The 25,862-nt window shown below is 49.0% G+C and carries 20 protein-coding genes; 14 read left to right on the top strand and 6 right to left on the bottom strand.

Annotated elements, in window-relative coordinates; all coding sequences use genetic code 11:
- Window positions 1–4 precede the first annotated feature (4 nt).
- Together lptG and PPHA_RS11705 are read right to left on the bottom strand one after the other, a co-directional pair.
- Window positions 5–1,084 (bottom strand): LPS export ABC transporter permease LptG, encoded by a 1,080-nt coding sequence (lptG, locus tag PPHA_RS11710; RefSeq protein ID WP_012509035.1) that lies wholly within the window; start codon window positions 1,082–1,084, stop codon window positions 5–7.
- Between the two features lie 36 nt (window positions 1,085–1,120).
- Entirely contained in the window at window positions 1,121–4,066 is a 2,946-nt protein-coding gene (locus PPHA_RS11705; RefSeq protein ID WP_012509034.1) for a M16 family metallopeptidase, read from the bottom strand.
- A gap of 274 nt (window positions 4,067–4,340) precedes the next feature.
- On the opposite strand from PPHA_RS11705, the gene uvrB reads away from it, so the two are divergent.
- The 8 genes from uvrB to PPHA_RS11665 all read left to right on the top strand — a co-directional run bounded on the left by uvrB (window position 4,341) and on the right by PPHA_RS11665 (window position 15,161).
- Entirely contained in the window at window positions 4,341–6,395 is a 2,055-nt protein-coding gene (gene uvrB, locus PPHA_RS11700) for an excinuclease ABC subunit UvrB (RefSeq protein ID WP_041526873.1), read from the top strand.
- Window positions 6,396–6,507: 112 nt separating this feature from the next.
- Window positions 6,508–8,706 (top strand): RelA/SpoT family protein, encoded by a 2,199-nt coding sequence (locus PPHA_RS11695; RefSeq protein WP_012509031.1) that lies wholly within the window; start codon window positions 6,508–6,510, stop codon window positions 8,704–8,706.
- Window positions 8,707–8,893: 187 nt separating this feature from the next.
- A complete protein-coding gene (locus PPHA_RS11690; protein WP_041526547.1) occupies window positions 8,894–9,481 on the top strand; it encodes a LemA family protein in 588 nt (195 codons plus the stop codon).
- Window positions 9,482–9,507: 26 nt separating this feature from the next.
- Entirely contained in the window at window positions 9,508–10,236 is a 729-nt protein-coding gene (locus PPHA_RS11685; RefSeq protein ID WP_223293910.1) for a TPM domain-containing protein, read from the top strand.
- Between the two features lie 26 nt (window positions 10,237–10,262).
- Window positions 10,263–10,907 carry a TPM domain-containing protein gene (locus PPHA_RS11680; protein ID WP_012509029.1) on the top strand — a complete coding sequence of 215 codons (645 nt, stop codon included), beginning with the start codon at window positions 10,263–10,265 and terminating at the stop codon, window positions 10,905–10,907.
- A 95-nt stretch (window positions 10,908–11,002) separates the two neighbouring features.
- Entirely contained in the window at window positions 11,003–11,302 is a 300-nt protein-coding gene (locus tag PPHA_RS11675; RefSeq protein WP_223293909.1) for a putative signal transducing protein, read from the top strand.
- Window positions 11,303–11,542: 240 nt separating this feature from the next.
- The gene (gene gcvT / locus PPHA_RS11670; protein ID WP_012509027.1) at window positions 11,543–12,640 is read left to right on the top strand and encodes a glycine cleavage system aminomethyltransferase GcvT; all 1,098 of its coding nucleotides are present in this window, start codon (window positions 11,543–11,545) and stop codon (window positions 12,638–12,640) included.
- A gap of 43 nt (window positions 12,641–12,683) precedes the next feature.
- The gene (locus PPHA_RS11665; protein WP_012509026.1) at window positions 12,684–15,161 is read left to right on the top strand and encodes a DNA translocase FtsK; all 2,478 of its coding nucleotides are present in this window, start codon (window positions 12,684–12,686) and stop codon (window positions 15,159–15,161) included.
- Between the two features lie 8 nt (window positions 15,162–15,169).
- Here the strand turns inward: PPHA_RS11665 and PPHA_RS11660 are convergent, their stop codons facing one another.
- The 3 genes from PPHA_RS11660 to der all read right to left on the bottom strand — a co-directional run bounded on the left by PPHA_RS11660 (window position 15,170) and on the right by der (window position 17,800).
- On the bottom strand, window positions 15,170–15,430 hold the full coding sequence (locus PPHA_RS11660; RefSeq protein ID WP_012509025.1) for a NifU family protein: 261 nt from the start codon (window positions 15,428–15,430) through the stop codon (window positions 15,170–15,172).
- Window positions 15,431–15,525: 95 nt separating this feature from the next.
- Window positions 15,526–16,422 (bottom strand): Mrp/NBP35 family ATP-binding protein, encoded by an 897-nt coding sequence (locus PPHA_RS11655; protein ID WP_012509024.1) that lies wholly within the window; start codon window positions 16,420–16,422, stop codon window positions 15,526–15,528.
- A 64-nt stretch (window positions 16,423–16,486) separates the two neighbouring features.
- Window positions 16,487–17,800: a ribosome biogenesis GTPase Der gene (der, locus tag PPHA_RS11650; protein WP_012509023.1), complete on the bottom strand. Its 1,314-nt coding sequence runs from the start codon at window positions 17,798–17,800 to the stop codon at window positions 16,487–16,489.
- A gap of 153 nt (window positions 17,801–17,953) precedes the next feature.
- Between der and rplM the strand changes: the two genes are divergently transcribed.
- The 5 genes from rplM to pyrH all read left to right on the top strand — a co-directional run bounded on the left by rplM (window position 17,954) and on the right by pyrH (window position 21,436).
- Complete coding sequence (gene rplM / locus PPHA_RS11645; RefSeq protein WP_012509022.1) at window positions 17,954–18,403, top strand: 50S ribosomal protein L13; 450 nt, start codon at window positions 17,954–17,956, stop codon at window positions 18,401–18,403.
- A 17-nt stretch (window positions 18,404–18,420) separates the two neighbouring features.
- Window positions 18,421–18,810, top strand: coding sequence for a 30S ribosomal protein S9 (rpsI, locus tag PPHA_RS11640; RefSeq protein WP_012509021.1), 390 nt, complete (start codon window positions 18,421–18,423; stop codon window positions 18,808–18,810).
- Window positions 18,811–18,969: 159 nt separating this feature from the next.
- Window positions 18,970–19,737 carry a 30S ribosomal protein S2 gene (rpsB, locus tag PPHA_RS11635; protein WP_012509020.1) on the top strand — a complete coding sequence of 256 codons (768 nt, stop codon included), beginning with the start codon at window positions 18,970–18,972 and terminating at the stop codon, window positions 19,735–19,737.
- Between the two features lie 33 nt (window positions 19,738–19,770).
- Window positions 19,771–20,637, top strand: a complete 867-nt coding sequence (gene tsf / locus PPHA_RS11630; RefSeq protein WP_012509019.1) for a translation elongation factor Ts — start codon at window positions 19,771–19,773, stop codon at window positions 20,635–20,637.
- A gap of 88 nt (window positions 20,638–20,725) precedes the next feature.
- Complete coding sequence (gene pyrH / locus PPHA_RS11625) at window positions 20,726–21,436, top strand: UMP kinase (RefSeq protein ID WP_012509018.1); 711 nt, start codon at window positions 20,726–20,728, stop codon at window positions 21,434–21,436.
- Window positions 21,437–21,457: 21 nt separating this feature from the next.
- On the opposite strand, the gene recX is transcribed toward pyrH, so the two are convergent.
- The gene (gene recX / locus PPHA_RS11620) at window positions 21,458–21,940 is read right to left on the bottom strand and encodes a recombination regulator RecX (protein WP_012509017.1); all 483 of its coding nucleotides are present in this window, start codon (window positions 21,938–21,940) and stop codon (window positions 21,458–21,460) included.
- Window positions 21,941–22,169: 229 nt separating this feature from the next.
- Here recX and PPHA_RS11615 point away from each other — a divergent pair, with 229 nt between their 5' ends.
- Window positions 22,170–25,730 carry an SUMF1/EgtB/PvdO family nonheme iron enzyme gene (locus PPHA_RS11615; protein WP_012509016.1) on the top strand — a complete coding sequence of 1,187 codons (3,561 nt, stop codon included), beginning with the start codon at window positions 22,170–22,172 and terminating at the stop codon, window positions 25,728–25,730.
- Window positions 25,731–25,862 lie beyond the last annotated feature (132 nt).

The following is a 25,862-nucleotide window of genomic DNA, read 5'->3' as shown; positions in this document are numbered from 1 at the left end:
AGGTTCAGTCGATAGCGGTTTTATAGATGGCGTAGCCGATGCCCAAAAAGAGGATATTTGGCAGCCATGCGGCGAGCATGGGGTTGATCATTCCCTGGTATCCGGCGATGGCGATGGTCTTTTGCACTCCCATAAAGAGAAATCCTGCAAAAAGGGTGATGCTTATTTCAGATGCGAGTCCGCCCCGTTTTTTTTTCGCGGAAAGGGGGACTCCGATGAGGATGATGATGAGCGAGGCGAAGGGGAGTGCGATTTTGTTGTGAAATTTTACTGTCGATCGTTCCAGTCCGGCGAAACCGGCTCCCTCTTTTTCTGTGAGGTAGCGGTAGTGGCGGATGAGGTTCATTTCATCCGGCTGGAGGTTGAGTTCCGACAGAGAGCGGGGCGAAAGGGCAAGTTTTACTGATGTTACAGGGGTGAGATGAAAGGTTTCATCTTTTCCGGTGAAACTGCGTTTTGCGGCATTCAGCAGTATCCATTCGCCTGTTTTCTGGTTGTAGCGCATACTGTCGGCATCGGTTCGGGATTTGAGGCGTGCGCCGCTGAACTCCTCGATGGAGACGGCGCTGATTTCTGCCTGGTCAGGATCAAGGGTTCCAATGGAGAGCATACGGTTTCCCGGTTCGAGGATGTGGATGTTGCGGTTTTCCTGGGGCTGGGCTGGATTTCTTTTCAAATAGCGCTGTTCAAAATGGTTCTTTTCGGCAAATGTTGATGGGGAGATCCATCCTGCATTGAGAAGATTGAAGAGCAGAATCAGCACTCCTCCGGTTATAAAGGGTGTCAGCAGTTGGCGCATACTGACACCGGCGGAGCGTATTGCCGGAAGTTCACCTGAAAAGGAGAGCTTCCCTGCGACAAGGATTGAGGAGAGCAGAGCGCTCACGGGAGAGACGACCAGAAGAATGGAGGGTATTGAGAGCAGGTAATAATGGACAATCTGCCACAGGCCAAGCTTCTTGTCGATGAACTCATCCAGTTTTTCAACCATGTTGATGAGAATAAAGAGGCAGGCAAAGGCTATTGATGTAAAAAGAAATGCCTTTGCAAACTGCCCCAGTATATACTTGTTAAGAATTTTCATAGTCAAAAACCCTGTCGGGTGGTTGCTGCAAAGCTGTTAATAGCCGAAAATATCTTTCAGCGTCAGCTCTTTTACCGTTCCGTATTTTTTCAGGGTTGTCATGTCAAGATCTTTTTTCTTGCCAAGCACCAGCATGACATGTTTTTGGTTTCTGAAATGGGCACTGTGAAATTGTTCGATATCGGCGAGGCTCATCCGGGCTGTTTCGCGGTAGATGTCTGTTCTGATATCATGGTCGTGCCCGAGTCGTACGGCCTCTTCGTAATTGAAGAGGATCTCTGTTCTTGTCAGCCGTTCGGTTGAAATTTTCTGCTGAATGCCGTTCAATGCCGATGCAAAGAGTTCGGGTGATTTCGGCAGCTTGTTCATCAGGATGCTGATGCCGTCGAGCGCTTCGGGGAGCTTGTCGGCCTGGGTGCCGATATAGCTGACAATGTAGTTATGCTCGTCCTTCTGTTTCGGTGTTTTGTAGACGGAAAAGACCGAGTAGGCGAGCGCTTTGGCTTCGCGCAGCTCCTGGAAAACCACCGATGACATTCCTCCACCATAATATTCGTTGAAGAGGGTGGAGAGGGGGAGAATGGATGGGTTGTACAACTCATCTCTTGTTAAAAGGATAACCTCTGCCTGGGTCATATCGTAATCGACGACATAGACGAGATTGCTCTGCTGTTCGAGATCACGGAACAGGTCGGCGACCGGCGGGGTCTTCATTGATTCGGGGTAATGGCGTACGGAGCGCAGTTCGCTGAGCACCTCTTGTGAAGAGGCTGGGCCGTAATAAAGTACCCGATGGCGGTATTGCAACAGATCGTGCACCTCTCCCAGCAGCTCTTGTGAAGTGACCTGCTCAAGTTCCTTGTTGCTCAGGATGTTGGTGAAAGGAGAGGATGGACCGTATTTGCCATAACTGGTCATGGCCTCAAAGAGGATCTTCTTTTTGGAGAGCTTGGCGTCGGTACGCTCTTTGAGTGTGCCCTCTTTGAGCTTTTCAAGCGCCTCCTGGTCGGGTCTGGCATCAACGAGAAGATTTTCAAGCAGTCGAATGGCTGCAGCGGAGTTCTTTTCCAGTCCGGAGAGCTTCAGGTAGACGTAGTCGTCGGAGGTAAATGCCGAGAAGCTTGCACCGATTTTATAGAGCTCCTGGCTGAACTCTTTTGGCGTGAGTTTTGAGGTGCCGAGATAGGAGAGGTAGTCGAGTGCGAGTTCGATCTTTTTGCTGTTGTTTTTTCCTATGTCGAAGACATAATAGAGCGAGAAAAGCTCGTTTTCCTTGTTCTGCAGATAGTGCAGTTTGATGGAAGGATTGACATCAAAGAAGCCAATATCTTTTTTATAGTCGAGAAAGAGTGGCTCGGTTTTTTCTGATTTCAGGGCCAGCAGTTTCTCGGCAAATTGCGATGAGGTGTCCCGATTAACTTTCAGGGGTGTGATCGGTGGTTTCTGGATTTTTGTTTCGCTTTTCGGGGTGCCATGCTCCTTGAAAACGGCGATATAGTTCGAGCTGTAATGGTTGCGGACAAAGTCGACAAGCTCTTTTTTGGTGATTTTTTCGAGCCGTTCTATCTGGCTGACGTGGTCGGGCCAGGTCATACCCCAGACAAAGGCGTCAACATAGGCTTCAACACGACCGCGGTTGCTTTCGTAGAGTTTCAGTTGTTCAATTTTCAGGTCATTGATTGCAGCTTCAAGCAGCCAGTCGGGAAATTTCCCCTCTTTGAGCAGTTCAAGCTGTGCGAGCAGCATCTCCTTTACCTGTTCAAGGCTCTGCCCCTCTCTTGGTTTTCCACTCAGAATATGGGTGGAATAATCTTTCATCATGACGAGCATTGAACCGGCATCGAGTACTTTCTGCTGCTGGTTCAGGTTCAGATCAATCAGTCCGGCAGTCTGGTTGAACAACACCTTGTCGGCAAGGGTGAGGTAATCGGCTTCGGAACTGTTGATTCCATCGAACCGGAATCCGATGACCAGCTCTTCCGATTCCGGCCCTTTTACCTTGATGATGGAGGGCTCCGTTATTGCCTCTTCCACTGCGGGTGTAAAGTGCGGAACCTCTTTGGGTTGCAGGACTGAAAATTTCTGATCGATCAGTTTTATGGTTGCATCCGGATCAAAATCACCGGCGATGCAGAGCGCCATGTTGTTTGGCACATAGTAAGTCCGGTAGTAGTTGATGACGTTCTTTATGGAGGGATTTTTCAGATGCTCCGCTTTGCCGATGGTGGTCTGGGTGCCATAGGTGTGTTTTTTGAAGAGTCCGGCAAAGAGATTTTCCCATATTTTCCGGCTGTCACTGTCCATGGTCATGTTTTTCTCTTCATAGACGGTTTCGAGTTCGGTATGAAACAGTCTCATGACCGGATTGCGGAACCGTTCCGCCTCCATGGTAAGCCACTGGTCAAGTTTGTTCGACGGGATGTCGTTGACATAGACGGTCTGTTCGACCCAGGTGTAGGCATTGGTGCCCTGGGCGCCGATGGAGTTTAAAATTTTGTCATATTCATTAGGCACCGTATAGCTTGCGGCAACGTTGGAGATGCTGTCGATATCCTTGTAGATTGCGGCGCGTTTTTCCGTGTCTGTTGTTGTTCGGTATTGTTCGTAGAGTTCGGAAATTTTTTCAAGCTCGACATGCTCTTTTTCATAGTCAAGCGAGCCGATTGAATCGGTCCCCTTGAAGAGCATATGCTCGAGATAGTGCGCAAGACCGGTTGTCTCTGCGGGGTCATTCTTGCTTCCTGCGCGGACTGCAATGGAGGTGTATATTCTTGGTTCGTCGAGGTAAGGGCTCATGTAGACGGTCAGGCCGTTTTTGAGCGTGTAGATTCTGGTGTGGAGTGAGTCTCCGGGAACGGTTGTGTATGGATAGGGTCTCTCTTCGTTGATCATGGGCTTACAGGAAATTAGATGCAAAAAAAGTATCCCGATGGTGAATATGGGGATACGGCGTTTTATGGCGGTCGTGTAGGTATCGGTCATCAGAAATAAAGATAATAATGGTATTTAAAGCGGATAATTGCAACCGCCTTCACCCGCCTTTCTGAAAATAAACAGTCCACGCAGGCTAAGGGTGTACGAGAGCTGTAAAATCCCCTGAAAGGCCTGTTGTTCAAGAGGGGCTTGTACAAGAGGGAAGTCCATTAGCTATTACGGTAGATAATCATTGTGGAAGAACTAACAAATAGCATAAATAGTTCTTTTAGTTGCTGCAATGGAAGGAGTGAAAATAATTATCAAGTTTGGAGAGTTGTTTATGGAGGTGAACGGAAGCGGAATATATAAAATTGTCAGTCCTTACAGTCCTGCCGGCGATCAGCCGAAAGCCATCGAGGCGCTTTGCGACGGTGTAAGGTCGGGGAACCCCTACCAGACGTTGCTTGGTGTCACTGGCTCGGGCAAGACCTTTACCATTTCGAACGTTATTGCCCGTTTCGACAGGCCGGTTCTGGTGATGAGCCATAACAAGACGCTTGCTGCCCAGTTGTATGGGGAACTCAAACAGTTTTTCCCCGACAATGCGGTCGAGTATTTTATCAGTTATTACGATTTTTATCAGCCTGAAGCCTATCTCCCCTCTCTCGACAAGTATATCGCCAAAGATCTGCGTATCAACGACGAAATTGAACGGCTTCGGCTCAAGGCGACCAGCTCCCTGCTCAGTGGCAGGAAGGATGTGATTGTGGTGAGTTCTGTCAGTTGTATTTATGGTCTGGGCTCTCCTGAAGACTGGAAAGCGCAGATTGTGGAACTGCGTTCCGGAATGGAGAAGGATCGGGATCTTTTTTTGAAGGAGCTGATTTCTCTCCATTACATTCGTGATGATGTGCAGCCGAGTTCGGGGAAGTTTCGTGTGAGGGGGGATATTATCGATCTTGTCCCTGCACATGAGGAGCTTGCTCTGCGCATCGAGTTTTTTGGCTCCGAGATTGAAAGTATTCAGACCTTTGATATTCATAGCGGAGAGGTGCTTGGGGTTGAGGATTATGCCTTCATCTATCCGGCCCGCCAGTTTGTTGCTGACGAGGAGAAGCTTAAGGTTGCCATGCTCGCTATTGAAAATGAGCTTGCCGAGAGGCTGAACTATTTTCGTTCTGAAAATCGTCTTCTTGAGGCTCGCAGGATTGAAGAACGTACCCGTTATGACCTTGAGATGATGAAGGAGCTTGGCTACTGTTCCGGTATTGAAAATTATTCAAGGCATCTTTCGGCTCGCCCTCCCGGTGAGCGCCCCTGTTGTCTGCTTGACTATTTTCCTTCGGACTTTCTGGTCATCATTGATGAATCCCATGTGACGCTGCCGCAGATACGGGGGATGTATGGGGGAGACCGTTCCCGTAAAACCATTTTGGTTGAGCATGGTTTCCGGTTGCCTTCCGCTCTCGATAATCGTCCGCTGCGTTTCGAGGAGTTTGAGGAGATGGCGTCGCAGGTTATCTGTGTCAGCGCTACTCCGAGTGAACATGAACTGCTGCGCTCGGGTGGTGTGGTGGTGGAGCAGCTTGTCCGTCCTACCGGTCTGCTTGATCCTCCGGTGGAGGTTCGTCCTGTTACAGGCCAGATCGACAACCTTCTGGCCGAAATCCGTATTCATACCGCCAAGGGCAATAAGGTTCTGGTCATGACGCTGACCAAAAGAATGTCGGAAGATCTGCATGACTTTTTCAGAAAGACAGGTATTCGTTCGCGTTATCTGCATTCGGAGATCAAGAGTCTGGAGCGGATGCAGATTCTTCGTGAGCTCAGGGTAGGGGACATTGACGTGCTTGTCGGGGTCAACCTTCTTCGTGAAGGGCTTGATCTTCCGGAAGTTTCTCTTGTTGCGATTCTTGATGCCGACAAGGAGGGCTTTTTGCGCAATACCCGTTCGCTTATGCAGATCGCAGGCAGGGCCGCCCGCAACGTTGATGGTCTGGTTGTGCTCTATGCCGATGTGGTAACCCGTTCCATTCGTGAAGTGCTTGATGAAACTGCCCGGCGTCGTACCATCCAGCAACGCTACAACGAAGAGCACGGCATTACTCCCCGTTCAATCATCAAATCGGTTGACCAGATTCTCGACACCACCGGTGTGGCTGATGCCGAGGAGCGTTACCGGAGAAAGCGCTTCGGTCTTGAGCCGAAACCTGAGAGGGTGCTTTCCGGTCATATTGATACACTGACTCCTGAAGCGGGTTATGCCCTCGCAGCGGAACTCCGCCTTGAAATGCAGGAAGCTGCTGTTCAGATGGAGTATGAAAAGGCAGCTTATCTGCGTGATGAAATCACAAAGCTGGAACAGGCTCTGGAGCGATTACCGGCAGGAGAATAATTTTTTCCGGGGTGCTGCTGTTTGTGTTGTTATGCATAAATACATTATATAATAGTGCATCGGTTGTCGTCCGTTACCTTTTTCATATGTTGTTCACCAGAGTTCATCTGCAATGTTAGCACAGATAGGGAAAGATCATTACAAAAAGCTTCACGAGATACTTCAGCTTTCTCGCAAGAATCTCAAAAATTTTGATGAATCGCTGATTCAGCGTGCTTTTTTTATGTGCTATCGGGCACACGAGGGAGAAAAACGGGCTTCAGGTGAACCCTTTTTCTACCATCCTGTTGAAGTTGCCACCATTCTGCTCAAGGAACTTCCTCTTGATGGCGTCTCTGTAGCGGCAGCCTTATTGCATGATGTCATTGAAGACAGCGGCTATACCTATGAGGATATTGTTGCTGAGCTGGGCGTTGAAGTTGCTGATATTGTTGAAGGGCTGACCAAGATTTCCGGTATCATGATCAACCGGGAGACGACCCAGGCAGAGGGCTTTCGCAAGATGCTGCTCTCGATGGTCAAGGATATCCGCGTTATTCTGATCAAGTTCTGCGATCGGCTGCACAACATGAGAACACTTGAATCGCTTCCTGAGCACAGACGGTTGAAGATTGCGCTTGAAACGCGGGACATATATGCACCTCTTGCGCACCGCTTTGGTCTTGGAAAGATGAAGGTCGAGTTTGAAAACCTTGCCCTCCGATTCATCGATCCGGAGATGTACGAATTTCTCCAGCAGAAAATCCGTATGGGTAAAGGTGACCGGGTCAACTATCTCGGAAAGATGATTGCTCCCATCAAAGATGATCTTGAGCAGCAGGAGTTCAAGGTGGAGGTGCAGGGACGGGCAAAGCATCTCTTTTCGATCTACAACAAGATGCGCAACAAGAACAAGAGCTTTGAAGATATTCATGATCTCTATGGTATCAGGGTGATTATTGATACCGAGCGTATCGCTGACTGCTTTTCGGTTTACGGTTTTATTACACAGCAATATCCTCCGGTTCCGCAGTATTTCAAGGACTATATCTCGGTACCGAAGCATAACGGATACCAGTCCCTTCATTCGGCCATTATCGGCCCGAAGGGTCATATGGTTGAGTTGCAGATTCGCACGAAGCGTATGCATGAGTTTGCAGAACTCGGCGTTGCGGCTCACTGGCGATACAAGGAGAAGATATCGCGCGATGATGTCAACATCGATTCGTTTCTTCGCTGGGCCAGAGAGCTGATCAAGGATGCTGATTCGGCGGCCTCTTTTATGGAGGGGTTCAAACTTAACCTCTACCACGACGAAATCTATGTTTTTACTCCGAAAGGAGATATGAAAACCATGCCTGCGGGGGCTACACCGATCGATTTTGCCTATGCCATTCATACGGAGGTTGGCAACGGCTGTATCGGGGCCAAGGTGAATGGCAAGATCGTTCGCTTGAATGCGCAGCTTAAATCGGGTGATCGGGTCGAAATTATCACCTCGAAAAACCAGAAGCCGAAACCTGACTGGCTTAAGGTGGTCATAACCCAGCGGGCCAAGCTGAAGATACGTTCAGCCATCAATGAGGAGCGCCGTCTGCAGGTCGAGAAAGGGCGGGGTATGTGGGAGAAGATGGTTGCTGGTACCAAAAAGCTTTTATCGGACAGCGACATCATCCAGCATGTTAAAGGGTATGGCCTTAAAACGCCAGCAGATTTCTTCAGCGCTCTTGCGAGCCAGCAGATCAATGGTGAAGAGGTTATTGAGCGGGCCAACAATTCCCGCAAGGAGGAGCCGACAGCAAAAACACTCACTGAAGAGGCGCGTGAGGTTGAAGATTATCTGCAGAAAGCGCGTCACGAACTGGATGCGGAGGGTGTTCCGGCTAAAAAGGACGATGTTGTTATTGCAGGTATGAACAATATCGCCTATGCCTATGCGAATTGCTGCCAGCCTGTTCCCGGTGATGAGGTGATCGGCTTTGTTACCGCTGAGGGGGTCAAGATACATCGTAAAAACTGCGTCAATGTCAGTAATGAGAATCTGCTGAAAAGCGAGCGCATTGTCTCGGTTTCGTGGAACAGAAAAGTTGAGACCGATTTTCTTGCCGGTATCAAGATTGTTGGAGAAGACCGTCTCGGCATCATGAATCAGCTTACAACGGTCATCTCAAAATTCGATACCAATATCCGTACCATTTCGCTGAACGCGCATGACGGGATGTTTGTCGGTACCATGATGATCTACGTTCGCAATGCGGAAAAACTGAATACCCTTATGGACAAACTGAAAAAGGTGCAGGGAATATTTACGGTCGAACGGCTTGTAAGCTGAAAGGTTTGGAGGAGTATGGCACTGGAACTTCATCTTGGATAAGATGTTCCAGTCCCCGGCTCCCCAGATTGGCTGCCTGGGGAAAGTGCTGCAGAGGGGGGGGAGCGGATGACAATCGAAAACGGAAAGATGGTATATTTTTTTTGCATTTATTTAAACTGACAGAACAAACATCAAGGAGAACATTATGAAGGTGACCATGGCAAGGCTTATTGCACTGTTTCTTTTTTTCAGTACCCTTTCCGGGTGCGGGTACAACACCATTCAGCAGAATGAAGAGGCTGTAAACCGCGCATGGGGTGATCTTGAGTCCCAGTTGCAGCGCAGGGGTGATCTGGTGCCAAATCTTGTAGCAACGGTCAAGGGAGCAGCAAATTTTGAAAAGGAGACCCTGACGGCAGTGGTGGAAGCGAGGGCAAAAGCGAGTTCGATTCAGCTTACTCCCGCTATGCTCAGCGATCCGGCGGCGATGGCAAAATTCACCAGCGCCCAGGGTGGTCTCTCCTCAAGCCTGTCGCGTCTGCTGGTGGCGGTAGAGCGGTATCCTGAACTCAAGGCTAACCAGAACTTCCGCGATCTTCAGAATCAGCTTGAGGGAACCGAAAACCGTATCAGCGTTGCCCGTCAGCGTTATAACGGGGCGGTAGAAGTGTTCAACTTCTCGATAAGGAAGTTTCCGAACTCGTTGACCAACAGTCTGGCGCTGAAGCTGAAAGCCAAGGAGTACTTCAAGGCCGATGAAGCTGCCAAAGCGGTGCCTGCTGTTAAATTCTGATTCTGTTAACTGTTATGAATCAATTCATGAGATCCGTTCTGAGGGTTCTGCTCTTTTTGATGGTTGCACTGATTCAGTTTGTGCCGCTCAACGGCCATACGGCAATTCAGGTGCCGGCTCTTTCAGGACGGGTCAACGATTATGGCTCCATGATCTCCGCACCGGTAAAGGCGGAGCTTGAAGCAAAGCTTCAGCAGTTTGAGGCTGCCGAGTCAACGCAGATTGTTATTCTGACCATTCCATCGCTTCAGGGCGACCCCATCGAAAATTTTTCGATACGGGCGGTCGAGGCATGGAAGATTGGCCAGAAGGGTACCGACAACGGTGTACTACTCATTGTTTCACGCGATGATCGAAAGGTGCGCATTGAGGTTGGCTATGGTTTGGAGGGAAGGTTGACCGATCTTCTTGCAGGACGAATTATCAATGACGAGATTGTTCCAGCCTTCAAGTCCAGGCAGTTCGATGCCGGATTTACCCGAGGGGTCGATGCCATTATTGCGGCTGTTCATGGAGAGTACAAGGCAAAGCCAGTGAAGAAAAAGGATAAAACTTCATTTCCCCTCCTCTTCAGTATTCTCTTTCTTATATATCTGATCAGCCAGATTTTTCGTGGCCACAGAGGCGGCCCAATGGCAAACGGCGGTCTTGGTGGTGGCTTCTATGGTGGCGGCTTTGGTGGTGGAAGCGGTGGAGGTGGCTTTGGCGGCGGCGGCGGTGGTTTCGGCGGCGGTGGAGCGTCAGGTGATTGGTAGAAGCAGTGAAAAAAAGAGAACAGCTTATGAAAGATCCGGCAGAAAAATTTCTTGCAGCGGCAGAACGGCTTCAGATTGAGGCGCGAATAGCGGAAGCTGAAATGCGCACCTCAGGTGAAATTGTGGTTATGGTCGTTCCGTCAAGTTATCACTATCCTCTTGCAAGCATGATCGGCAGTTCGCTTCTGGCGATACTCCTTGGTGTTGCCGTGGCCTTTTTTACCGGGCACGAGAGTATGTGGTTTTTTCTTGAACTCTTTGGCCTTTCGTTTATCGTGCTTCACGAACTGCTCAAACGAATTCCTCTTCTCAAACGTCTCTTTGTCACGGCATCGGATATGAAGGAGGAGGTCGAAGAGGCTGCCATCAACGCCTTTTATCAGAAGGATATTAACCAGACCGTTGATCATACCGGCATTCTCATCTATATTTCACTGTTTGAGCATCATGTTCGTGTGATTGCCGATAAAGGCATTAATGCCAAAGTTGACAAGGCGGTCTGGCAGGAGATTGTCGATACCATTGTTGGAGGGATCAAAAGCAAGGCCCAGGCCGCAGCAATAGCGGGAGCCGTTGACCGGTGCGCTGCAATTCTTGCCGCCCATTTTCCCCTGAAAGCCGGAGATCGTAATGAGCTTGGCAATGAGGTGATTATTGGCCGGGGTAAGTGAAGTACCGAAACAACAAGTGTATTGGGCTGAGGATTACTTCAGGTATTGTAATCCTTGGGGAGTAACCTATGAAATACTTGTTTGCACCAAATACGATGAGCGAATCGGGCGAGGTTTATGTGCTGAAGAGCCTGCTCGAAAAGGAAGAGGTAGCCTGTGTCATCCGCAATGAACATCTTTTTATTGCAGTGGGTGAACTTTCGCCTCAGGAGTGCCTCCCGGCACTCTGGATTTTCAATGATGCGGACTACCCCAAAGCCCTTGAGTTGATAGAGGCTTGGCGAAGTTCTCAGGCTGAAACTCTCAGTCAATGGGTTTGTCCGGATTGTGGCGAAACGATTGAAGGTCAGTTCAGTTCATGCTGGCAGTGCGGGAAACAACGTTACGAAACATGACAGCCCGTTGGGTTGAACATCATGTAATCCGATATCTATTCAGCATTGCTGCTAAAAAATGTTTTTCCAACCTCTTCTGCAAGAAATCAGTATTCTTATATTGGCTGTGACGGGTGAGCGCATGGAGCTGATCTGCAATGGAAAATTCAGCCCATTGGAAAAAAAGCTTTGATTTTCCTGTTTAAATGTTTTTTTACAGTCAGTTGTAACTCCACTCAATAACTTTCGTGAAGGGTCGTTATGAAAAAAACAGCATTGTACTCCTGGCATGAAGAAGCCGGAGCTAAAATTATCGATTTCGGTGGTTACCTGATGCCGGTACAATACAGGGGAATTATTGCTGAGCATCATGCTGTCCGCAGTGCGGCCGGGCTTTTTGATGTGTCGCATATGGGCAACTTTTATGTCAGGGGTGCACGGGCAAAAGAGTTTCTTCAGTACATGACGACCAACGACCTCGACAACGCGGAGGATGGTCAGGCGCAGTACAATCTCATGCTCTATCCTCATGGCGGCATTGTTGATGACCTGATTATCTACCGCATCGACAGCGAAACGTTTTTTCTTATTGTCAATGCAAGTAATGCCCAAAAAGATTTTGAATGGCTGCAGCAGCATATCGCAGCATTTGAAGGGGTTGTGCTTGAGGATCATACCGATCAACTTTCTTTGATTGCCCTGCAGGGTCCGCTTGCCCTGAATATTCTTGCAACGGTCTTTCCTGCGCTTGATGTTCCTGCGCTTGGGGCATTCCGCTTCTGTAAGGTTCTGTTCCAGGGAACGGAGGTGATGATTGCCGGAACAGGTTATACGGGTGAGAAGGGAGTTGAGATCTGTTTGCCGAATGCGATGGCTCTGCCGTTATGGGAGGCGCTGTTTGAAGCGGGTAAAGAGAGCGGCATTCAGCCCATAGGACTGGGTGCACGCGACACACTCCGCCTTGAGATGGGGTACTCACTGTATGGCCACGAGATTGACCAGGATACGAACCCGCTTGAAGCGCGTTTGAAATGGGTGGTAAAAATGGGTAAAGGACATTTTATGGGCAAGGAGGCGTGCCAGCAGGTTGAAGGTAATCTGAAGCGGGGAGTTGCTGGTTTCAGCCTTGATGGCCGCGTTCTTCCCCGCCAGCATTTCAAGCTTTACAACAGTGACCGCCAGGAGATTGGCTGGGTTTGCAGCGGGACACTTTCGCCGACACTCCAGGAGCCGGTTGGTACCTGCAATGTGGTGCGTGAGTACCTGAAGCCGGGTACTCCAATTCTGGTTGAGGTTCGCGGAAGCCTTCATACGGGTGTGATCAGGAGGTTGCCGTTTGTTACAACCTCTTTGAGTTGAATGCAACCCCATAGGTATTACAGGAGTGACTGCACAGGTGAAAATGAAAAATAACAACAAAGGTGTCAAGGGGACTCCTCTCGACATGAAGGCGCTGCAAAAAGAGATCGGCGGTCTGGTACTTATGTTGCTGGCTCTCTTTTTGATTGCGGCCCTTCTGAGTTTTCATCCGGATGATGAGGCAAGTTTTGGTACCCTTGCATGGCACGATATTTTCAGTAGATCTGCCAGAGATGTGGCTGAAAGCATTCACAATCCATTCGGATTATTCGGAGCAAGGATCTCCGCGTTCTTTATCCGTTCATTTCTTGGCTATTCGGTAATTCTACCGTTAACAGCCATTTTTTTATGGGGATGGTTGCTTCTGCGGGCGAAAAGCCTGAAACCAGCCATTCTTTTTTCTCTCTACAGCCTCGCCTTTTCACTTGATATCGCAACGATGTTCGGCCTTACCTCTGCGCCGTTCAGCGATATGATGGCTGGAGCAATCGGGCGGATGCTTGCGGAGTTTCTTTCTGTCGTGATTGGTTTTACCGCAGCGCTTGTTCTTCTCTCCGTTATTGCTCTGGTTTTGACTCTCTACATGGGGCAGACTGCGCTGGCTGAAGGTATGAGGCTGGTGCTCGCTGCCGTCAAAAGCAGTGTCAGGTCGTTTGCTGCTTTCAGGGCAAAGCGTGCTGAGAAGCGTAAGAAAAAGGCTGAACTGCAGAAGCTGAAAGAGAAAAAGAGAGAGGAGAAAAGAGAGGAAAAGAGAAAGCTTGCACTGAAAAAGGAGGCTCAGAAAAAAGAGGAGTTGAAAAAACAGACACTGAAGCAGGAGCCTGAATCCGAACCTTTTGTATCAGCCTCTGCTGTTCCACTGGTTACCCCGGTGTTTCAGGAAGAGCTTTTGCTGCCGGAACCTCCTTTGCCGGAGCCCTCTGCTGCTGAGAGAACTCCATTGGCGCTGCAGTCGAAGATTCCCGGAGAGCCGGAGATGATCATTCACCAGGCTGTCCGTGAAAAAGAGGCTGATCTTGATGAGCGTCGTCTGAAAGTGCAGACCAAGGACAGGGAGCCTTATCGTTTCCCGTCGATCGACTTGCTGGAAAAAGTCCCCGATGACAATGATCAGATCGATCAGCAGCATCTCGACGAAAGCAAGCGGAAACTGCTTGAGAAACTCAAGATCTACAAGATTGAGGTGAAGAGGATTTCAACAACGGTTGGGCCTCGTGTGACCCTTTTTGAACTCGAACTTGAACCGGATGTCAAGGTCAGTCGGGTCAAATCCCTTGAAAATGACCTTGCCATGGCGCTGTCGGCAAGAGGTATCCGGATTATTGCACCGATTCCGGGAAAGAATGCTGTTGGTGTGGAGATTCCCAACGGCAAGCCGAAAACGGTCTGGCTCCGGTCGGTGCTGCAGGTTGAAAAATTCAAGAACAGCACCATGATGCTGCCGATTGTGCTCGGTAAAACTATCGCCAATGAGGTCTATATTGCCGATCTTGCCACCATGCCGCATCTCCTGATTGCTGGCGCTACCGGAGCCGGAAAGTCGGTCTGCATCAATGTCATTATCTCAAGCCTGCTCTATGCCTGCAGTCCCGACAAGGTCAAATTTGTGCTGATCGATCCAAAACGGGTTGAGCTATTTCAGTATCAGCATCTGAAAAACCATTTTCTCATGCGTTTTCCCGGCATTGAGGAGCAGATTATCACGGATCCCCAGAAGGCGGTCTATGCGCTGAAGTGTGTTGTCAAAGAGATGGAGATCCGTTACGAGACCCTTGAAAAAGCAGGTGTTCGCAATATTGGAGACCATAATCGCCGTATCCCCGAGGAGGCTCTGCCCTACATTGTTGTGGTCATTGATGAGCTTGCCGATCTCATGATAACGGCAGGACGGGAAGTTGAAGAGCCCATCATCAGGATAGCCCAGCTTGCCCGTGCCGTCGGTATTCATCTGATTGTGGCGACTCAGAGGCCATCGGTCGATGTCATTACCGGTATCATCAAGGCAAACTTTCCTGCCAGGATCGCTTTTCAGGTGGCAAGCAGGGTTGATTCACGCACCATTCTCGATGGCTCAGGGGCTGAACAGCTTCTTGGTAATGGCGACATGCTTTATCAGCCATCCAATCAGCCAAAATCGATGCGTATTCAGGGGCCTTACGTCTCGTCGGGTGAGGTTGAAGAGATTACCTCCTTTATCGGTTCACAACATGCGCTGAAGAACATGTATGTGCTTCCCTCCCCTGATATCAACAAAGGTAACGGGATATCATCATCGGGGTATCAGGAAAAAGATGGCAAGGACAGTATGTTTGAGGAGGCGGCAAGGCTTGTGGTGACGCACCAGCAGGCGAGTGTATCGCTGCTGCAAAGGCGTCTCAGATTGGGATTCAGCCGCGCAGGGCGAGTGATGGATCAGCTTGAATTCAGCGGGATTGTCAGTGAGGCAGACGGAAGTAAAGCCAGAGAAGTCCTCATTCAGAATGAAGACTCCCTGGAACTTTTATTGCGTAATCTTGACTGATGAGTTTGTTACACTGATTCAACGCGTACAATTTCCGGAACTGCTTTTTTGATAGCTTGTTCGACACCGGCACGCAGGGTAAGGGTGCTCATGGGGCATGAACCACATGCGCCAAGCAGTTTTACATCAACGGTCATATCTTTGGTAATGCCGACAATCTGGCAATCTCCTCCGTCAACCTGCAGATAGGGACGTACGGTTTCAAGTGCTGCAATAACCCTGTCGTAAAGCGCATCGCTGTTTGGAAGGTAATCCTTGGTGGAGCTCATGGTATAATTGGTTTACAATTGAGTGAAAAAAAGGGCCGTTATCATCTTTACGAAATCTAATATCAAACCTCTTGCGGAAAAAAACAATACGAAATTTATGATTGTTTATTTCCCCGTTCCGCTTCGGTGATGGAAATCCTGCGTGCAACCTCCATTGTGGCTTGATTGATGGCTTTTGATGTCGCCGAATCGGGATGGCTGAGCATATAGGGTGTTCCGTTGTCTCCACCCTCGCGTACAGCACGATCGATCGGAATGGAGCCGAGGAAGGAAAGTCCCTGGGTACGGGCAAATATCTCTCCTCCATGATGTCCGAAAATATAGTCTTTTGTTCCATCCGGCAGTTCGTAATAGCTCATGTTTTCAACCACTCCAAGAATCGGCACATTGACCTTGCGGAACATGCTGACAGCCTTCGATACATCAGCAATGGCTACATCCTGCGGTGTTGTAACAATAATGGCGCCAGTCAGGGGAACGGTCTGGGCGATTGTGATCTGGATATCTCCGGTGCCGGGAGGAAGATCGAAGATCAGGTAATCGAGCTCGCTCCAATCTACCTCACTGATAAACTGCTTGATGGCGTTCGAAACCATTGGGCCGCGCCAGATAACCGCCGTATCGGTTTCGATCAGAAAACCGATGGACATCAGTTTGACACCCCATTTTTCCAGTGGGACAAGATGTTTTTCAGTTACTTCCGGTTTGGCATCGAGCAGTCCGAACATGGTTGGAATGCTCGGGCCGTAAAGATCAGCGTCAATCAGGCCAACTTTTGCTCCTGTCTGGGCAAGTGCAATGGAGAGGTTTACGGCGAAGGTTGATTTTCCAACTCCTCCCTTCCCTGATGCGACGGCAATAATGTGTTTTACCTGCTGCAGCGGACGTTCATGCTCGCAGTGATGATGGCCGCAGGATGCATGTGCAGCTTCTCCATTGCCTTGATTATGGCTGCAGGACGCATGTGTTGATTCATCATGATTTGTTGTCATAGCGTGTTCGTTTGAAAATTACAGAAAATAGAGAAATGATATGGTTTGGTTCTGATAGATGCGTTCATTTTTGCATAAAACGCATGGAAATGGGTACTCCCTCCAGGCTGAAATGTTCGCGAAGCTTGTTTTCAAGAAACTTCCTGAAATTGGCCTGAACCAGGAGAGGATCATTGCAGAAAAAGGCAAAGACCGGCCATGCGGCGTTGATCTGGGTCATGTACTTGATCTTGAGCTCTTTGCCCGATTTTGTGGAAGGGTGTGTATGTGAAAGCGCCTCCTCAAGGAATTTGTTGAGCACGCTGGTGCTGATTTTACGGGAGCGGTTTTGGCTGATTTGCTGAGCCGTGTCTATTGCCCGGTAAAGGTTCTTTTTGGTGAGCGCCGAAATAAAGAGGACGGGGACATAGGAGAGGTTGCCCATGTTGGAACGCAGGGTCTCTTCGTAGATCTTGCTTGTTTTTGAATCCTTTTCAATCAGATCCCATTTATTGATCAACAGGAGCGCCCCTTTTTTGCGCTCAACTGCCATATTGATGATTTTCATATCCTGCTTCTCAATGCCTGGCGCAGCATCAAGCATGACGAGTGCAACGTCGCAGCGCTCAATGGCCTTCTCCGTTCTCAGCGAGCTGTAGTACTCAATACCAGCATCGATTTTTGTCCGTTTTCTCAGTCCTGCCGTATCAATGAGAATGAACTCCTGCTGCTTGCGTATGAAGCGGCTGTCGATAGCATCCCGTGTTGTGCCGGGTATGTTGGATACAATGAGGCGGTTTGAGCCGAGCAGGGAGTTGACAAAACTTGATTTCCCGACATTTGGCCTTCCGACAACGGCAAGCTGGATGGCGCTCTCTTTTTCCTGAAGCTGTTTTTCTGTTTCAGGTAACGACTCAAGGATGTCGTCAAGCATATCGGCAACTCCGCTTCCATCTCTTGCTGAAATAAAATAGGGGGCGGTGAAACCGGTTTTGATGAACGACTCTGCGTCCAAAGAGAGTTGCGGGGTTTCGACCTTGTTTACCACAAAGAAAAGCTGCTTGTGCTGGAAGGTTCGCTGCAGCAATCTTCCGAGTTCAAGATCCTCGTAGGAGAGTCCGGCACGTACATCGGTCAAAAAGATAACAATATCGGCATCACGAATAGCCATCAGCGTCTGCTCAAGCATTGCCATGCTGATGGTGTCGCCATCGGCATTATAGCCTCCGGTATCCATCAGGAGAAATTGCTTGCCTTGCCACTCTCCCTCTGCGATGTGCCGATCTCTCGTTACACCGGGGGTAGGATCTACAATGGCGCTTCGTTGGCGCAGAATTCGGTTGAACAGGGTTGATTTGCCGACGTTAGGCCGGCCCACCAGAGCGATTAAAGGCTTCATAAGAACAGATACGGTCTTGGTAAAAAAAATGGCAGAGCTCTGCCAGGGAATTCCCTGTAACAGATATAAGGTATAATTTGTAGAATTAAGTGGAATAATTTACATTGATAAACTTTATTTTTCGGAAAAGTCCAGTTAATCTATAGTAAGAGCATGAGTAAGACGTTAAGTTTTAAAACATATTCGGCAAAGCCTGCAGAGGTCGACAGGAAGTGGTACGTTGTTGATGCCGAGGGTCAGGTATTGGGCAGAATGGCTTCTGAAATTGCAAAGGTCCTCAGGGGCAAGCATAAGCCACAGTTTACGCCGCATATCGATACCGGTGATTTCATTGTGGTAACCAATGCCGAAAAAGTTGCCCTAACCGGCAAAAAAGAGGAGCAGAAGAGCTACTTCTCGCATTCCCAGTATCCGGGTGGTGTCAAGATTGACCATGTCAAGGACCTTCTGAAAAAAAGACCTGAAAGGATTATTGAAAATGCTGTGTGGGGAATGTTGCCGCACAACAATCTCGGCCGTCAGTTGTTCAGAAAACTCAAGGTTTATGCCGGTTCCGAGCACCCGCATGCTTCGCAGGCTCCTGTTGAAATGAAGGTAAACTAAATATTAAAGCATAGGGAATGAAAGAGGTTATCGATACAGTAGGCCGCCGTAAAACCTCGGTGGCTCGAGCTTTTATGATTCCGGGAAAAGGCCGGGTTATTGTCAACAAACTGCCGATTGAAGAGTATTTCAAGGATGAATTCAAGCGCCAGCAAGCCCTTCGGCCTCTCGTTATTACCGAAAGAGCGGAAGAGTTTGATATCAAGATCAATGTTCAGGGTGGCGGTGTAAGTGGTCAGTCCGGCGCAGTCAGCCTTGCCATTGCTCGTGCACTTACCGAATTTGATGAAACCGCCCGTGTTATCCTCAAAACAGAGAAGCTTCTGACAAGGGATCCCCGTATGGTTGAGCGGAAAAAATTCGGACGCAAAAAGGCCCGCAAACGCTTCCAGTTCTCGAAACGTTAATCCGGTGTTATTTCGTTTTATTTCAAAGATACAACTTCGCATATCATGCTATTCTGAAAATCGTTCAGATGAAGCTCTCCGGAAGTGTTCGGCGCCTTGCGCCGGATACCGGGCAGTACAGGCATGATAGAGGAACAACTAAATCACAAAAAAGCACGTATGTCACATTTTCAGCTTGAAGAGATGCTCCGCGCAGGAGTCCATTTCGGTCACCTTGCACGTCGCTGGTGCCCAAAAATGAAGCCGTACATTTTCATGGAAAAAAACGGCGTTCATATTATCGATCTGCAGAAAACCGTCGTTCTTGCCGATGAGGCACTGAAGGCGCTTGAAGCAATTGCACAGACAGGCAGGGAGATCATGTTTGTCGGTACCAAAAAACAGGCCAAACACATTATTGCCGAACAGGCAGAGCGTGCAGGGATGCCTTACGTTTGCGAGCGTTGGCTGGGTGGTATGCTTACCAACTTCCAGACCATTCGGCAGAGTATCCGGCGCATGAACTCCATCGACCGGATGGCGACGGATGGAACGTATGATATGATTACCAAGAAAGAACGCCTGATGCTGGGCCGTGAAAAAGAGAAGCTCATGAGGATTCTCGGTGGTATTGCCACCATGACAAGGCTTCCAGCCGCGCTCTTCATCGTTGACATCAAGAAAGAGCATATTGCCATCAAGGAAGCCCGCTCACTCGGTATTCCCATCATTGCCATGGTCGATACCAACTGCGATCCTGAACTGGTTGATTTCGTCATTCCAGCCAATGACGATGCAATCCGCTCCATTCAGTTGATGGTCAAGGCTGTTGCCGATACCGTCATCAACGCACGGGCGCTGAAAGTGGAAAATGAAGTGCTTGCCGGTATGGATGAAGAGGAAGAGGATGGCGATATCGACGTCGAAAAGGAAGAGATCAGCGAATAATCCGTGTCTATAATCAATAAGAGTGAAATTTCAATGAGCCAGATTTCAGCAAAAGATGTAAAAAATCTTCGTGATATAACAGGTGCAGGCATGATGGACTGCAAAAAAGCCCTTGATGAAACTGGAGGGGATATGCAGCAGGCTATCGATTATCTGCGCAAGAAAGGCGCTGCACTTGCTGCGAAGCGTGCAGACAGGGATGCCAGAGAGGGTATGGTCGAAATTAAAATGACCGCCGACCATAAGGCCGGTATTATTCTTGAACTGAACTGTGAGACCGACTTTGTTGCCCGCGGTGAGGACTTTACCAATTTTACGGTTGCCCTTGGTGAGCTTGCCCTTGCAAAGTGCATCTCATCACCTGAAGCCTTAATGACGCTGACACTTGGCGAAGCGTATGGCGGCGAAACGGTTGATGATGCCATCAAAACCATGACCGGCAAGCTTGGCGAAAAGATCAGCCTCAAACGTCTGGTCTATATTGACGCAGGTGACGGTGTGGTCGAATCCTATGTTCATCCCGGTGCACAGCTTGGCGCAATCATTCATCTTGCTACCGATCAGCCCGATGCTGTTCGCGAACTGGCCAGGGATCTTGCCATGCAGGTCGCCGCAGCAGCTCCGATTGTTGTTGACCGCTCCTTTGTTCCAGCCGATTACATCGCAAAAGAGGCGGAAATTTATCGTCAGCAGGCTCTCGAACAGGGAAAGAAAGAGGCGTTTGTCGACAAGATTGTTCTTGGCAGACTTGAAAAGTATTATCAGGACGTTGTGCTCAGCGAGCAGTTCTTCATCAAGGACAGCACCGTCAAGGTATCTGACGTGCTCAATGAGTTCCGAAAAAAGCATCAAGTAAAGGTTGATGTGATCGGATTTGTCCGCTGCAAGTTGGGAGAGTAAAAAAAAAGCCTCGTTGTTGCGAGGCTTTTTTTTTGTACATAGAATGATGGTTTTGTTTTTTTAAACCTTTCTTCCTGAGGATAAGGATATGCTCCACTACAAGCGCATCTTGCTGAAACTGAGTGGCGAAGCACTTGCCGGAGAGGACGGCTATGGCATTAATTCCGCGATGCTTGAACGGTATGCAGAGGAAATCAAGGAGGCTCGCGAGATGGGCGCCCAGATTGCACTGGTGATTGGCGGAGGCAATATATTTCGTGGCATGTCCGAAGCAGCGGCTAATATGGATCGCGTACAGGCCGACTACATGGGGATGCTCGCAACGGTTATCAATGCCCTTGCATTTCAGGATGCCCTTGAACGAAAAGGAGTCTTTACCCGACTTCAGACAGCCATAAAAATGGAGCAGATGGCAGAACCCTTTATCCGGCGCAGGGCAGTCCGTCATCTTGAAAAGGGGCGGGTTGTTATTTTCGGCGCAGGCACAGGAAACCCCTACTTTACCACCGACACGGCAGCTTCACTGAGGGCCATCGAAATTGAGGCCGATATTATTGTCAAAGGCACACGGGTTCAGGGAGTCTACGATTCCGATCCCGAAAAAAATTCCCATGCAGAGTTTTTTGCGGATATATCCTATCAGGATGTGATCCGAAAAAACCTCAGGGTTATGGATATGACAGCAATCACCCTCTGCAGTGAAAACACGCTGCCCATTGTAGTCATGAACATGAACGAAAAAGGGAATTTGAGCAGACTGCTGCGCGGAGAGAAGGTTGGTTCTTTGGTTCATGGGTGATACCCGCTTTGACAGGGTGGCTTAACAGGGTTCATCATCATCGGCGCCGGGTAGAACGAGCAACCTGAGCGCCGATTGAATCTCCTGCCACTCAAACCCCCGGTTGGAAAGGAAGACTTCAAGTTTTCTTTTCCGATCCGCTTCACTCATCTCACGCAATGAGGCCAATTTTTTTTCTGCCGCCCGATGGCAAAGCGCAACGCTGTCATACTCCTTGAGGAGCTCGCTGATAATGGTTTCAGCAACACCCTTTTTCCTGAGTTCCGCAACAATCTTTAACCTTCCAGAGGGCTTTCTTCTTGACCTGCTTCTGATCACTTCCATGCCGAAAGCATGATCGTCAAGCGCTCCCATCCGGCTCAATTTTTCAATTACCGGTTCGATACCCTCAGCAGAATATCCCTTTTTCAGCAGTTTCCGTTTCAGTTCATCCTTACTGTGGCTGCGCAGTCCAAGCAGTTTAAGGGCAAATGTCATCGCGCCAGGCGCATTGTTGTCGGTCATAATCAGAACCAGGAGAGACTTCGGTTTGTCGGGGCAGCTTCCCCGGCAAATATAACCATATCATGTTAATCAGAAAATCAAGGGCGCTTACCTCATGTCCCGAGGTTGCTGCCGTTGCGAAAATCACACTATACCCTGTGCTTGCCCCATTACTTTCCCGATCCCCAAAGAATACACTATATTGCAGGCGCTTCATCTTCGTCGCAGTTAACCCATTCAATTCAATCACATGGCTCTTACCTGGCTGCATGTTTCGGATTTCCACCTGAGTGACAAAGGCCCTTACAGTCAGGAGGTTATTCTTCGATCCCTTGTCTCTTCAGTCAGGCAGTTCCGCGAAAAAGGGGAGCAAGTCCCGGATCTCATCTTTGCAACCGGTGATATTGCGCAGAACGGAAAGGCAAAAGAGTATGATGCGGCCACAAAATTTTTCGATGATCTGCTCGAAGCTGCGGGGCTCAATCGTGATCGCCTTTTCATAATACCCGGTAACCATGATGTTGACCGCAAGATGGGCAAGGGGCTTGAGCGAACCTTCAATACGAAGGATGACGTTGATGAGTACTTCGATCCTCAGACGCCGACTCCTCACCTGACGCAGAAATTCCAGGCATTTTCATCCTGGTATAACAGCTATTTCAGCGGTATCCGGTCGTTTCCCACAAACACCACATGCAGCCCTGTAGAAATTCTCACAATCAACAACTGTCGTATTGCTGTTTTGCCCCTGAACAGTGCACTCTTCAGCATTGACGATCGTGATGTTGCACAGCTTTTCATAGGGCGTCTCTGCCTTGATAATGCGAGGGAGCAGTTAAAGAGGCAGGCAGCAGCAGAACTTACCATTGCCTTGATTCACCATCCTCTCGATTGGTTAAGCCAGGTGGAGCGACGCAACATAAAAGCGGCTCTTGGCGAATCGGTTGATTTGCTGCTGCATGGTCACTGCCATGAGATCGATGCGGAAAGCATTGCTTCTGCTAATGGTGGGTTCATCAAGCTTGCTGCTGGCGCAGCTTATCAGACACGTAAGTGGCCAAACAGCGCCATGTATGTTACCTTCGAGGGTAATCGGGTGACCATTTTTCCAATTCGCTATGAGGATAGTCCAAATGAAAAGTGGACACTTGATACCAGCGTCTTTCCTTCGCCCTTGTATACCGGAACGTTCTTTTTATCAAAAGGTACATCTGCCGAGTCACCAGAATCTGATAAACTCCATCATCCCTGCAAAGAGCGTTATCAGGCGACTCTCAAAGAGGAGCTCGGTTATATTCGTATGCTTGGTTTGCCGGGTGTCGAGAGCGTCAAAGTCAACCTGAATGACGATACCTTTGTCCCTCTGCGCATGTCCGACAGGCAGGATAAAGGCAATTCAGTTCCTGAAAAGAGTTTTTGGCAAGGGGGTGAGCATATCTTTTCTCCCGATGAGATCATGAAGCGGGCATTTCGCGATCGGAGAGGCTGCCGAATGCTTCTCGTTATCGGTGATCCCGGCTCTGGCAAAACAACACTTCTCAAATATTATGCCCTTCGTGCACTTGAAGACTCTGCGAGGCTTGGTTTTTCCGATCCGGTCAACGTTTTTTATCTGCCACTGAGAGAGCTTTCAAGTCATGCAGGTCACTACGACACCTTGCCGGCAAACCTTGCAAGCTGGTCTGTCATGCAACATCATGCCATCAAGAAAGAGTGTTTTGTTGATTGGTTGCAAAGTGGAACCTCACTTGTCCTGCTTGACGGTCTTGATGAAATCAGCAACACGCAAGAGCGAATTGAGGTATGCAAGTGGATTGATGCGGCCTTGAATACCTTTACTGTCGCCTGTTTTGTGGTCACATCACGAGCGACGGGGTACCGCAAAGATGAAGGAGTTGAGCTTGCGGCAGATTATGAACGGGCCGACGTGCAGGATTTCACTTCGGAACAGCAGGAGCGGTTTTTGAGAAATTGGTTCAAGGCAGCATTTTTGAAAGAGCCTTGTGAAAAGGGATTTGAGGAAGCGGAGTGGCAGGAAAAGCAGCAAAAAGAGGCTGAGGCGCGAACCATCACCATTGTTGAGCATCTTAACGCGGAGAAGAACAAGGGACTGCGGCAGCTTGCGGCTATTCCAATGATTCTGCAGATCATGGCAATTCTGTGGAAGGATAGAGAGTATATGCCGGACAGTCGTGTAAAGCTCTATGAGGCATCACTCGATTATCTGCTTGAATTCCGCGACAAGCGCCGAGGGATTGTCCCACTTCTTTCAGCGCTACGTGCCCGACAGGTGCTTGCTCCGCTTTCGCTCTGGATGCAGGAAAAGCTCAAAAAGGATGAGGCTTCGAGGGTAGAGATGCACAAAAAGATGAAGGAGCAACTTGATAAACAGGATAAGCCGCCCTCGGTTGATGATTTTTGCGACTATCTGGTTAAACGGTCAGGCTTGCTGGTGGAGACGGGAGCACACGATTACCTCTTTCGCCATAAATCATTTCGTGAATATTTGGCAGGAGTTCAACTCGTTACCAAAGTGCGTTCAACCAGGTATCTTGGAAACCTGATTGCAGGCTTTGGCAACGATTGGTGGGATGAACCGATCCGTTTTTTTATTGCACAGGGAGATGAAGAGATCTTCAATCTTTTCATGAAAAAGCTCTTTGACTCGCCAGTCAGTGACGAGCTGACTCCCAAGCAGCAATGGTTGTTGCAGACGCTCATAGAAGAGGCGCCCCTGAAAAAGGTTGATGCACTTTGCACAAAACTGCTTGTCGCCACAAATACGGCAAGTCGTCAGCGGGTGATTCTCGACTGCCTGAAAACCATCGGCAAATCTGCTGCCATCAAAACTTTGGAACAGTTCAAAACCAGAGATCTTGCAAAAAACAAGGATGTTGCCGATCGTGCTGATGAGGTGATGTATACTCTGCAAGAGCTGAAAGATAAAACAGCTCAATCGGGTAATATGGAAAAAGCAGCGCCGAAAACGATTACATCGCAGATCATCAATTTTGAAAACCGGCCAATATCGTTCCGCAACCCCAACGAACACAATGCCGAGTACATCCTGATAAAGAAGGGGAGTTACCTTGACTCGGAGACAAAAAAGCAGAAGAATGCAGAAAAGGATCTCTATTTCGCAAAATATCCGGTAACCAATAAACTCTACCGTTCATTTATTGCTGCGCTTGGGGAATCATCAAAATTACAGGAAGAGCTGAAGAAAATTGCAAAAAACAACAGTTGGGATGCAGGATTTTCCGGCTATTTCAACAAAGGTGAAAACGACCTTGCGGCATTATTTTGTTCGGAGAATGATGAAGACCGGAAATTCGGTGGTGACGATCAGCCGGTTGTTGGCATTACCTGGTATGCCGCTCAAGCCTACTGCCTCTGGCTTTCGCAGTGTGAAGATAAACCAGATTCTTACCGTTTGCCGACGGAAGTTGAGTGGGAGTGGGCCGCAGGAGGCAGGCAGGGAACAATCGGAAAGAAAGTTCGAAAGTATCCCTGGGCAGACGAGAAGCGAGAACCTGACTCGAAATTGCTCAACTATGATGGCAATGTCGGCGCAACCACACCAGTCGGCAGTTATCCCGAAGGAGCAACACCCGAAGGGCTGTACGATATGGCTGGAAACGTATGGGAATGGACGGATAGTTGGTACAATGAAGAGACTTGTTCGAACCGTGTTATTCGTGGCGGGAGCTGGTACTACGATGCCGAGTTCTGTCGGTCGGCGTATCGGTACTTCAACACCCCCGACTACCGGTATAACTACGTTGGCTTCCGCCCTGTTTTCGTCCCGTAGTCAGTTGGCAGCTCATTCCGCACAATCAACAAAACCCACCGCAGGTGGTCCGACGATATTTTTGAAAAAGCGAGTATCTCTTTCAGGGTTATCAAATCAGCCGCTATACGCTTATGCAGATAACACAGCGAA

Source organism: Pelodictyon phaeoclathratiforme BU-1 (assembly GCF_000020645.1).
GTDB lineage: Bacteria > Bacteroidota > Chlorobiia > Chlorobiales > Chlorobiaceae > Chlorobium > Chlorobium phaeoclathratiforme.
The sequence above is the reverse complement of the archived record's forward strand: the minus strand, read 5'-3'. Positions and strand labels throughout refer to the sequence as shown.

Excerpts from the sequence above, each read along its gene's own strand:
- lptG (WP_012509035.1), bottom strand. The coding sequence starts at position 1,084 with ATGAAAATTCTTAACAAGTATATACTGGGGCAGTTTGCAAAGGCATTT.
- PPHA_RS11705 (WP_012509034.1), bottom strand. The coding sequence starts at position 4,066 with ATGACCGATACCTACACGACCGCCATAAAACGCCGTATCCCCATATTC.
- uvrB (WP_041526873.1), top strand. The coding sequence starts at position 4,341 with ATGGAGGTGAACGGAAGCGGAATATATAAAATTGTCAGTCCTTACAGT.
- PPHA_RS11695 (WP_012509031.1), top strand. The coding sequence starts at position 6,508 with ATGTTAGCACAGATAGGGAAAGATCATTACAAAAAGCTTCACGAGATA.
- PPHA_RS11690 (WP_041526547.1), top strand. The coding sequence starts at position 8,894 with ATGAAGGTGACCATGGCAAGGCTTATTGCACTGTTTCTTTTTTTCAGT.
- PPHA_RS11685 (WP_223293910.1), top strand. The coding sequence starts at position 9,508 with ATGAGATCCGTTCTGAGGGTTCTGCTCTTTTTGATGGTTGCACTGATT.
- PPHA_RS11680 (WP_012509029.1), top strand. The coding sequence starts at position 10,263 with ATGAAAGATCCGGCAGAAAAATTTCTTGCAGCGGCAGAACGGCTTCAG.
- PPHA_RS11675 (WP_223293909.1), top strand. The coding sequence starts at position 11,003 with ATGAGCGAATCGGGCGAGGTTTATGTGCTGAAGAGCCTGCTCGAAAAG.
- gcvT (WP_012509027.1), top strand. The coding sequence starts at position 11,543 with ATGAAAAAAACAGCATTGTACTCCTGGCATGAAGAAGCCGGAGCTAAA.
- PPHA_RS11665 (WP_012509026.1), top strand. The coding sequence starts at position 12,684 with ATGAAAAATAACAACAAAGGTGTCAAGGGGACTCCTCTCGACATGAAG.
- PPHA_RS11660 (WP_012509025.1), bottom strand. The coding sequence starts at position 15,430 with ATGAGCTCCACCAAGGATTACCTTCCAAACAGCGATGCGCTTTACGAC.
- PPHA_RS11655 (WP_012509024.1), bottom strand. The coding sequence starts at position 16,422 with ATGACAACAAATCATGATGAATCAACACATGCGTCCTGCAGCCATAAT.
- der (WP_012509023.1), bottom strand. The coding sequence starts at position 17,800 with ATGAAGCCTTTAATCGCTCTGGTGGGCCGGCCTAACGTCGGCAAATCA.
- rplM (WP_012509022.1), top strand. The coding sequence starts at position 17,954 with ATGAGTAAGACGTTAAGTTTTAAAACATATTCGGCAAAGCCTGCAGAG.
- rpsI (WP_012509021.1), top strand. The coding sequence starts at position 18,421 with ATGAAAGAGGTTATCGATACAGTAGGCCGCCGTAAAACCTCGGTGGCT.
- rpsB (WP_012509020.1), top strand. The coding sequence starts at position 18,970 with ATGTCACATTTTCAGCTTGAAGAGATGCTCCGCGCAGGAGTCCATTTC.
- tsf (WP_012509019.1), top strand. The coding sequence starts at position 19,771 with ATGAGCCAGATTTCAGCAAAAGATGTAAAAAATCTTCGTGATATAACA.
- pyrH (WP_012509018.1), top strand. The coding sequence starts at position 20,726 with ATGCTCCACTACAAGCGCATCTTGCTGAAACTGAGTGGCGAAGCACTT.
- recX (WP_012509017.1), bottom strand. The coding sequence starts at position 21,940 with ATGACCGACAACAATGCGCCTGGCGCGATGACATTTGCCCTTAAACTG.
- PPHA_RS11615 (WP_012509016.1), top strand. The coding sequence starts at position 22,170 with ATGGCTCTTACCTGGCTGCATGTTTCGGATTTCCACCTGAGTGACAAA.